7 protein-coding genes and 3 pseudogenes are annotated in these 9,349 nt (G+C 68.8%); 5 read left to right on the plus strand and 5 right to left on the minus strand.

The window, feature by feature from the left end:
- Positions 1-763, minus strand: a 763-nt coding sequence (locus tag K7G60_RS37440; protein WP_225805434.1) for a dihydrodipicolinate synthase family protein, incomplete at its 3' end; no start/stop codon positions are given.
- Between the two features lie 29 nt (positions 764-792).
- Here K7G60_RS37440 and K7G60_RS37445 point away from each other — a divergent pair.
- Both K7G60_RS37445 and K7G60_RS37450 read left to right on the plus strand, forming a co-directional pair.
- Positions 793-1,743, plus strand: a complete 951-nt coding sequence (locus K7G60_RS37445; RefSeq protein WP_225805435.1) for a LysR family transcriptional regulator — start codon at positions 793-795, stop codon at positions 1,741-1,743.
- A 179-nt stretch (positions 1,744-1,922) separates the two neighbouring features.
- A complete protein-coding gene (locus K7G60_RS37450) occupies positions 1,923-2,099 on the plus strand; it encodes a transposase (RefSeq protein WP_374115742.1) in 177 nt (58 codons plus the stop codon).
- 570 nt (positions 2,100-2,669) lie between these two features.
- Here the strand turns inward: K7G60_RS37450 and K7G60_RS39605 are convergent.
- From K7G60_RS39605 to K7G60_RS37465, 4 genes and pseudogenes are all read right to left on the minus strand, one after another.
- Positions 2,670-2,758 (minus strand): annotated as a pseudogene (locus K7G60_RS39605) (IS5/IS1182 family transposase); the annotation flags it as partial.
- 429 nt (positions 2,759-3,187) lie between these two features.
- Positions 3,188-3,449, minus strand: a pseudogene (locus tag K7G60_RS37455) (transposase family protein); the annotation flags it as partial.
- A pseudogene (locus K7G60_RS37460) lies at positions 3,438-4,252 on the minus strand (IS5 family transposase); the annotation flags it as partial. The pseudogenes K7G60_RS37460 and K7G60_RS37455, both read right to left, overlap by 12 nt.
- 56 nt (positions 4,253-4,308) lie before the next feature.
- Entirely contained in the window at positions 4,309-4,521 is a 213-nt protein-coding gene (locus tag K7G60_RS37465) for a hypothetical protein (protein WP_225805436.1), read from the minus strand.
- Between the two features lie 676 nt (positions 4,522-5,197).
- On the opposite strand from K7G60_RS37465, the gene K7G60_RS37470 reads away from it, so the two are divergent.
- The 3 genes from K7G60_RS37470 to K7G60_RS37485 all read left to right on the plus strand — a co-directional run bounded on the left by K7G60_RS37470 (position 5,198) and on the right by K7G60_RS37485 (position 9,271).
- Positions 5,198-6,445 carry an NAD(P)/FAD-dependent oxidoreductase gene (locus K7G60_RS37470; protein ID WP_225805437.1) on the plus strand — a complete coding sequence of 416 codons (1,248 nt, stop codon included), beginning with the start codon at positions 5,198-5,200 and terminating at the stop codon, positions 6,443-6,445.
- A gap of 36 nt (positions 6,446-6,481) precedes the next feature.
- Positions 6,482-7,375: an RNA polymerase sigma-70 factor gene (locus K7G60_RS37475; protein ID WP_225805438.1), complete on the plus strand. Its 894-nt coding sequence runs from the start codon at positions 6,482-6,484 to the stop codon at positions 7,373-7,375.
- A 1,557-nt stretch (positions 7,376-8,932) separates the two neighbouring features.
- A complete protein-coding gene (locus tag K7G60_RS37485) occupies positions 8,933-9,271 on the plus strand; it encodes a MerR family transcriptional regulator (protein ID WP_225805439.1) in 339 nt (112 codons plus the stop codon).
- Positions 9,272-9,349 lie beyond the last annotated feature (78 nt).

The raw sequence follows: 9,349 nt of genomic DNA on the forward strand, positions 1-9,349 counted from the left end.
CCAGCCTGCGGGCCGGCCCGGCGGCATCGTGCTGCCACAGCGAGATCAGCTCCGCGAAGTCAGCGGTGCGGACATTGGACGATGCCAGGATGCCGCCGTGCGCGCCCGCCGCGAGTAGCGGCGAGATGACGGCGTCGTCGCCGCCTAGCACCGCGAGGCCCCCGGTCGACGAGCCGAGCAGTTCCATCGCGGCTGCGTCGATCGCACCGGTCGCGTACTTGACCCCCACGACCTCCGGCAGGTGCCCGAGCGCGTTCAGCGTGCTGGTACCGAGGTGCTGACCGGTGCGGTACGGGATGTCGTAGACGACCAATGGCAGACCTCCGTGTTCGGCCAGCGCCGTGAAGTGCGCCAGCGTTCCCGCCTCACCGGGTCGGGTGTAGGGCGGCGCGGGAACCAGTGCCGCGGCGACGTCGCCGCTCTGAGCGAGCTCCTGCAGGGTTGTGATGGCGGCGGCGGTGTCGTTGGTGCCGACGCCGACGATCAGCGGAGCTTTGTGTGCCCGACAAGCGGCCGAGCAGACGCGGACCACGGCCCGCTTCTCTTCGGCGGTCAGCGTGGCCGCCTCCGCGGTGGTGCCCAGGGCGACGAGTCCGCGAGCGCCGACCGACAGGGCGTCGTGGGCGAGACAAGCGAGCGCGTCCGGGTCGAGACGCAGGTCGTCGGTGAACGGAGTCACCAAGGGGACGAACAGGCCGGTGAGGTTCGCTTCGAGCTTCATGAGCCCAGACTGACCGACGTAAACCCGGTAGATCCAGCGCATGTTTCTACGCTCAAGCATAAGATCAACTTATGCTTGATGTCCGACGTCTTCATCTGCTGCGCGAACTGGAACGACGCGGCACCATCGCGGCCGTCGCCGAGGCACTGTCCTTCACCGCCTCGGCCGTCTCCCAGCAGCTGAGCGTCCTCGAGCGCGAGGCGGGCGTACCCCTGCTGGAAAGAAGCGGCAGACGGGTGGTGCTCACGCCCGCCGGCCGTACCCTCGCCACCCACGCCGACGCGGTCCTCGAACGCCTCGAACTGGCAGTCTCCCAGCTGGCCGGGGCACGTGAGGGCGTTGGCGGGCCGCTGCGGATCGGCACGTTTCCCTCCGGAGGTCCCGCGATCGTGCCCGCCGCGCTGGCCGAACTGGCCCTGCAGCATCCCGCACTGGAACCGATGCTGCAGGAGATCGACTCGGCGCGCGTCTCCGACGGCCTCCGTGCCGGAGAGCTCGACGTGGCCCTCATCCACGACTACGACTTCGTGCCCGCCACACCGGACGCCACCATGGACGAAGTGCCCTTGCTGCAGGAGCCGATGTACCTGGCCACTGGCGGTGCCGCCCACAGTGCTCTCGCTACCGCTCCCGCCGCTGGCGGCGACACGCTGGCGGAGCTGCTTGGGCCGTGGGCTGAGACCCCGTGGATCACCGCCCGGGACGGCACGACCGGTCATGCGATGGCCGTACGCGCCTGCCAGGCAGCCGGATTCCAGCCGCGCATCCGCCATCAGGCCAACGACTTCCGTACGGTCCTGGCGCTGGCTGCCATCGGGCAAGGTGCTGGTTTCGTACCTGAGATGGCCACCACCCACGCCCCCGGGGGCGTGGTCCTGACCCGACTTCCCCTCTTTCGCCGCTCGAAGATCGCCTTTCGGGCGGGCGGTGGCACCCACCCCGCGATCGCGGCTTTCGTGGCGGCGGCGCGAACGGCAATGAGCACCACGAGCAGTGATCCTCAGCCGCACGAGATCCCGTAGGGCACGCGAGCGGCAGGCAGATGCCGAGAGATCTAGATAACGATGCACGCCCAGGTCTCTGACCTGCGCCATCGTTCAAGAGCGGATGACAGGAATTCAACCTGCGCTATAAGAACTCCTGACGAAATGATCTACGAGGTGGTTAGATCGCTCCGGAACTGTTGATCTGGGGTTGCGGAGTGGCGTGGTCGAAACCGTGGGACGTCGAGGACGAGTTGTGGACGGCGGTCGGGCCGTTGCTGCCGAAGGTCGAACGCCGGATTCGGCATCCGGAACGCAAGCGGCATCCGGACCGGCTGGTGTTTCAGGGCGTCCTGTTCGTGCCGCACACAGGGATCGCCTGGGAGGGGCCTTGACCCGGAAGCGTGACAGTTCGGCCAGCGGCTCTCGCCGGGCATCGTGATGCCGCAGACTCATCCTCACGGCCTTCGTGCTGGACGTGTGTGTTCCTTGGTCGGAGCACATGTTCAGACGAAGGCCGCTTCCGTGTAGGGCGGATGCCGAACCGGGTGATCAAGTACGACGCACCGTTCGAGGAACAGCTTCTACCGGCGGCGCAGAGACCCGGGCCCGCAACGAGTGGACCAGTCGCCAGCTGGCCAGAGCCGCTCTCCACTGGCCCGCACGACGACAAGCCTGTCGCCTTCGAAAGCGATTCGTTCGCCGGTGGCCAGGAAGAGCGGGCTCGCCAGCTCGAAGGCATACCCGTCGCCAGTCTCAAGGCCCCTCACCAGCACCAACCGCGAGGTCGGGGTGGCTCCGTCAGCTACCAGGCGCATGCCGAAATGATCCCACGCGGCTTCACGTCGTCTCGGCCCTCTTCAGCGGCTGGCCAACGACGCAGACGTTAAAGATCAAGAAGGGCTGTCCCATAATTGACCGTTGAGATGGCCGGGACAAGGTGGGCTGATCGCCGGTGGGTCGGGCTATGCGGCCTGGAGAAGGTTGTGGAGGCGGACGATGCCAAGCATGGCGCGTGGTGGACGCCGTCGCCCTTGAGCCGGCCAGAGCGCAGCGTCCGCTCCCGCCTCGTCCGCGACGACCCGTCAAGCCGACGCGGCTCTTCTCGATAGCAACCCGCCGCAGGCCTTGACGGACGAGATCTGACGTCGTGCCATGAGAGGACACACCGCGACGGGGGATGACACGATGGCGGCAGAGGGACATGACGGACCCAGTGGCGAGCCCGAGAGCCACAATCAGGTCCCGCAGAACAGCGCTCCGAAAACCCCACTGGGCATTGGCGATTTTGCCCATGTAGCTTGGATCGTCCTGGCTCTCATCATCTTCGGGCTGATCTTGACCGCGGCATCCGGCGATTGCTCTAACTGCGACAGCAGCCACACGCCCTTGTGGCACTAATCACCGAACGGCCCACGAACCTGGCCGCCACCGCGCTGGTCGCCACCACCGGTTCGCTGCTGCGGCGCCATCGCCGGGGCGTTGCGGTCGACGATGCGGTCGGCAGACGACTTCGACACTCCGTACAGCGGCGCCAACTGCCGCAGCGGAGGTTGGCCCGCCAGTATCCGGCGACCAGCAGGCCCCAGTCCTCCAGCGGCAGGCCTCAGGGCCGACCCTTGCGGACCGAACCTGCACCTTCCCACCGCAGCGTGGGTGGACGGCTTGCCGAACTGCCTCGGACACAACCCGATGAACGGGGCTAAGAGGTTCTGACAAAGGCGTTGGACGTGTCGGTGGGTGATGAGGCAGGCGGCGAGGCCGAGGAAGGCTCCGTGGATGTCATCGCGTCGCTCCCAGCGGACGCGCAGGTGCCGGAAGCCGTGCAGCCAGGCGATGGTCCGCTCGACGACCCACCGGTGGACACCGAGACCGGAGCCGTGCGGGACACCTCGCCGTGCGATCACCGGTTTGATGCCCTGAGCCCAGACCATGCGGCGGTATTTGTCGTGGTCGTAGCCACGGTCGGCCAACAGCATGTCCGGCCGTCGCCGTGGCCGGCCGACCAGGCCGGCCACGGACGGGATCTTGGCAAGCAGGGGCATCAGCTGGGTGACGTCGTTGCGGTTCCCGCCGGTCAGCGACACGGCGAGTGGAATGCCCTGGCCGTCGACGAGGACGTGGTGCTTGCTGCCCGGCCGTGCGCGGTCGACCGGGCTGGGTCCGCTTTGGGGCCGCGTCGAGCGGCCCGGACATGAGTGGAGTCGATCACCGACCGCGACCAGTCCAGCTGCTTGGCCGAGCGCAGCTTCTTGAGCAGGACCAGGTGCAGCTGGTCCCACACGCCGGCTTCGTTCCAGGCGGCAAGGCGTCGCCAGCACGTCATGCCGGAGCCGAAGCCGAGCTCCTGGGGCAGGTACTCCCACTGGATGCCGGTGTGCAGCACGAACAGGATCCCGCACAAGGCCTGCCGGTCCGGGACCCGCGGCCGCCCCGTCACCAGCTTCGGTGCCGGGACCGGCAGCAACGGCTCTATCAGCGACCACAGCTCATTCGGGACGACCCACGGCCGGGAGTTCCTCTTCGCCACGAACAGACCAACGACCATCCAAGCCGACAGTCACACCATCAACGGCTTCTGTCAGGACCTCTTGGCCTCTCGGTTCACCACGGGGTCAGCTGCATTCCCAGCTCGACCCACTCGGCGAAGGAGACGGGCCGGCCGGCCCATCTCAGGGGGAGGATCTGGTCGCAGGTGGCGCGGCCGTCGAACCACATCTCGCCGCGGTGAGGGCCCGTGACGACGAGGAGGGCGGAGAAGCCGCAGCCGCCCTCCTGGATGTACACCGCGCCGGCCGTCTTCCGTTCCTCCAGCACCCCGCACTCGTGGTCCCACTCCTCCCATGCCTCGGCGTCCTCGCGGGGCGGCTCGCGCTCGGCGAGCTCGTCGTCGTAGGCGCGGTAGGAGTCGGGGTGCGGGAACGGCTCGGTCAGCAGGTCGTAGTTGGTGTGGGTGGCGCCGTACCAGCCCCAGCCCCGCGGGCCGCGCCACAGCCGCTTGAACCCCCTTTCGGGGCTTCCCTGCCGCAGGAGGTGCTCGCGGTACTCGGACGGAAACGTGATCCCGAGCTCCCCCTCCGCCCCCCCGCAGGTCCGCCTCGGTCAGCCTCCGCTCCAGCGGAAAACCGTCCCGTCGCATGACTTCCGGGTGCAGGAACCCGGAGCGATGGCCATCCAAGAGGCAGAGGTACTCCGCCCTCCAGTCGATCTTCATGTCGCGAGGTTAGGCACCACGCGCGAGGGCGGACGCTCCGGCCCGGCTCAGCGCGTTCGCCAGGGCCCGGGAGTGGACCTCTCCGTGTGGGACGGCCCTCAGCGCGAGAACCGATCGACGGCCCCGAGCCGGTCGGGCCGACCGGCCGGATGAAGCCGCTCGCCCTCGACTTCCGCCCCTCATCAGGTCCCTCCGGGAGGTGATCCGGGTCACTTCATGTCACAGGGGGCGGTGGTCCGGTGTCTTGTGTCCGATCGCCTTGATGCTGAGGAGGAAGCCATGCCTGACAGGAACGGCACGAAGCACCGCGTCGTGGTTCTCGGCGCCGGTTACGCCGGGGCCTACGTCGCCGGGACCCTGGCGCGGCGGCTGGCGCCGTCGGAGGTCGAGGTCGTCGTGGTGAACGCCGAGCCGGACTTCGTGCAGCGGTTGCGGCTGCACCAGCTCGCGGCCGGCCAGGAGATCGAGACCCCGCGGCTCGCGGATGTCTTCGCGGGAACCGGAGTCCGGCTGATCCTGGCCCGGATCACCGGCGTCGAACCCGAGCGCCGGGTCGTCACCGTGGCCGACAGCGACGGTGACGGTGAGATCGGTTACGACACGCTCGTCCACGCGCTGGGCAGTCACGGCGCCGACCACGGTGTCCCCGGTGTCGCGGAGCACGCCTTCGACATCGCCGGCCGACCCTCCGCGCTGCGGCTGCGTGACCGCCTGGACGGTCTGGAGGCACGGGGCGAGGGCGGGAAGGTGGTGGTCGTCGGCGACGGGCTGACCGGGATCGAGACCGCCGCCGAGGTCGCCGAGTCCCGGCCCGGTCTGTCGGTGACGCTGATCGCCCGCGGCGCATTGGCCACCCCTCTCTCCGTGGGGGCCCGCGACCACGTGCGCCGGGCCTGCGACCGGTTGGGCATCACCGTCCTGGAGCACATCAGTGTGCAATCCGTTGAAGCGGCGCAGGTGCTCTGCGCGGACGGCACCGTCCTGCCGTCCGACGCGACCGTGTGGACGGCCGGGTTCGCGGTCGGCCCGATCGCCGCCGCTGCAGGTCTTCAGGTCACCGACGACGGCCGGATCGTCGTCGACCGCACCATGCGCTCGGTGTCGCACCCGAACGTGTACGCCGTCGGCGACAGCGCCCACGCCCTCGGTGACAACGGCCTTCCCCTTCCCATGTCCTGTGCCTCGGCCGGCTACACCGGCCGACAGGCGACGGCCGCGATCGTGGCCCGCCTGACCGGCGGCAAGGTCAAGCAGACCGGGCTGGAGTACGTGGGCAACCACATCAGCCTCGGGCGGCGCGACGGCATCCTGCAGATGGTCGACCACAGCGCCCGGGCGAAGCCCAAGTACCTGGGCGGCCGGAAGGCCGCGTGGATCAAGGCCGGCATCCTCGGCATGTCGCTGTGGACCACTTCCCACCCCACCTTCGGCCTCCCCACCCGAAGGCAGCGCCTGACCGGGATGCCGGAATCGAACGACGCGACGACGGCCCGTCCGGTAGGAAGCGGAGAAACCGCCCGTGGCTGAGCCGTCCGTCGTGCATGCCAGAAGTGAGGCCCTGAGATGACCGACGACACCACCGACCTGGCGACGCAGGCGTTCGTCGCCCACCGGAACCTGCTGTTCACCGTCGCCTACGAGATGCTCGGCTCGGCGGCCGACGCCGAGGACGTGCTCCAGGAGACCTGGATGCGCTGGGCCGCCGTGGACCTCGGGCGGGTGGGCGACCGGCGGGCCTACCTGGTGCGGATCACGACGCGGCAGGCACTCAACCGGCTGCGCACCGTGAAGCGCCGCCGCGAGTCCTACGTCGGCCAGTGGCTGCCCGAACCGCTGATCACCACGTCGGACGTGACCGAGGACGTCGAACTAGCCGAGAGCATGTCGATGGCGATGATGCTCGTCCTGGAAAGCCTCTCCCCGACCGAGCGGGCGGTCTTCGTGCTGCGCGAGGTTTTCGAGGTCGGCTACGACGAGATCGCACAGGCCGTCGACAAGAGCTCCGACGCCGTCCGTCAGATCGCGCACCGCGCCCGTCGGCACGTCGGAGCCCGCCGCCCCCGCACCACGGCATCACCCAGCGAGGCCCAGGCAGCCCTGGAGTCGTTCCGGCGCGCCATCGAGACCGGGAACCCGCAGGACCTCCTCGACGTCCTCGCCCCCGACGTCGTACTGCTCAGCGACGGCGGCGGCCTCAAGAAGGCGGCCATGCACCCGGTCGTCGGCGCCGAGAAAATCGTCCGCTTCTACCTCGGCGGCACCGCCAAACTCCAGGCCACGGTCACCTGGGAACCCACCGTGGTCAACGGCAGCCCCGCGCTCGCCGTACGCGTGGACGGCGAACTCGACGGCGTCATGGCCGTCCGCGTCGAGAACACCCGCATCACCGGTCTCTACTTCGTCCGCAACCCCGAAAAGCTCACCCGCCTCGACTCCGAGACCCCGCTCACCCGCTAGGACCGAACCCCTCGGCGCTTCGCCGACCGCAGCACACAACGAAAGGAAGCACACCATGCCCAGACCGGCCACTGCCACGCCCCGCGGCAAAACCCTCCTCAAGACCGCAGCAGTCCTGCAGACCTGGCCCTGCTCTTCCAGGCGACCACCGCTGGCCTGCTGCTGACCTCCTCCCGCGCCTACACGCTGCACGACTACGGATCGAAGGTGGTGTACGGGGCCGCCATGCTCTACGTGCTCGCCACGATCCTGGCCTGGCGCCCGGGCGGCGGATCCCCCCGCCCCGTGCTGTACTCCACCGGCTTTCTCCTCCTCGCCTCCGCGCAGGTCGTACTCGGCATCGCCCACGTGGCATCGCTGCACGTCCCCCTGGGCGTGCTGATGTTCGCCCTCAGCACCCTCGCCCTCGTCCGCGCGCTCTCCCCCGCTCGCCGCTGCGGCCGGCCACCGGTTCGTAGCCGGCCGAGGAGACGGGGCCCGCGGCGAACCCGCCTGGCAGGCACGACCTGCACGCCGCCCGGCACGACGAGGATCACGGTGTCGGTGGCTTCGGAGGCGAGGGCTGGTGCGAGCCCTCCGAGAAAAGCCCGGGCGCTGTCGCGTGCGCCGGCGACGGACGTTGTCGAGCGAAGGCTTGCAGTGACGCTCGTACTGTCCATCTGGTCCCCCGGTGCCCGCCGGTGTCCAGCTGTCTGCCTGGGGCGTGTGCCCCGGCTGCGGCCCGTCAACCCGGCCTGCTCCCGTACCTGCCACTGTTCGAGGGCGATTATCTCTCCGCCGAACAGGCGGAAATCTGTCATGGCCGGAGTAGACATTCGGCAGTGGTGTGGTTATGGTTTCTCTCGTAGCCAGAGAGATGGAAGGGCCCGGCAGAGACGAACTGCCGGGCAGCAGTACCCGCAGGTGCAGTTCGCACGACGGTGCGGTGGTGGAGTTTCGAAGCCAGGGTGGTTGCAGGACGGCGACGGGACTGACGACCGGACCGGGTGGCCCGCAGTTATCAGGGGCCGCCAGTACCGCAGTGGCAGTACCCAGCAGTGAAGTCAGTGAGCAGTACCCCTGGTGAAGGCGTCGGCTGCGGGCGCGCGCACCGGGAAGTTCGGCAGCGGGGTTCCAAGCCAGAGCAGGCGCAGGACAGGTGACGGGGCTGGCTGCCGAAGAGTGGCGCTGCCACAGGCCACGAGCAGTTCGCATCACCAGCAGTACGCAGTAATGCAGTACCAGCATCACCGGCAGTACCAGCAGTACCAGCAGTACCAGCAGTATGCAGTTCCCGTTTGGTACGCAGTTGATCACCGAGGGAAGAAGCGGAGGAACGAAGCACCATCAGGATCGCCCGGACGGAAGTCTCGAGTCCGGGTACCGCAGGACATCGATAGCGAGGTGGTCTCCGGTCACGCAACCGCGATCCCCGCAGCCCCGGCAGCAGTCAGGCCAGGTAGGCGGACACAGAACGCCGGCGCAGTATCAGGGCCGGCAGGTGCTGTAGTAGTTCCTTCGGGGCCCTGGTGCCGTACGGCACCAGGGCCCCTCCACGCGTTCCAGAGAGAGGTGCCAATGACAGCAGACGACCCACGCGGGCGTCTCGACGATGACGACTACCCCGCCTACACGATGGGCCGGGCCGCCGAGATGATCGGCACCACCCCCGCCTTCCTGCGCGCCCTGGGCGAACACCGCCTGATCACCCCGCTGCGCTCCGAGGGCGGCCACCGGCGCTACTCCCGCTACCAGCTGCGCATCGCCGCCCGCGCCCGGGAACTCGTCGACCAGGGCACCCCGATCGAGGCCGCCTGCCGCATCGTCGTCCTCGAGGACCAGCTCGAGGAAGCCAAGCGCATCAACGCCGAATACCGTCGCGCCGCCGAAGCGGCAAAGCCACCGGCCGCGGCCTGAGACCATGCCCCCGGACACCGGTCAACCCGCGCACATATGGCAGGGCGTGACGCGTGAGGCGTTTCCTGTGGTGACAGT

The sequence above is a fragment of the Streptomyces sp. NK15101 genome, assembly GCF_020400725.1.
GTDB lineage: Bacteria > Actinomycetota > Actinomycetes > Streptomycetales > Streptomycetaceae > Streptomyces.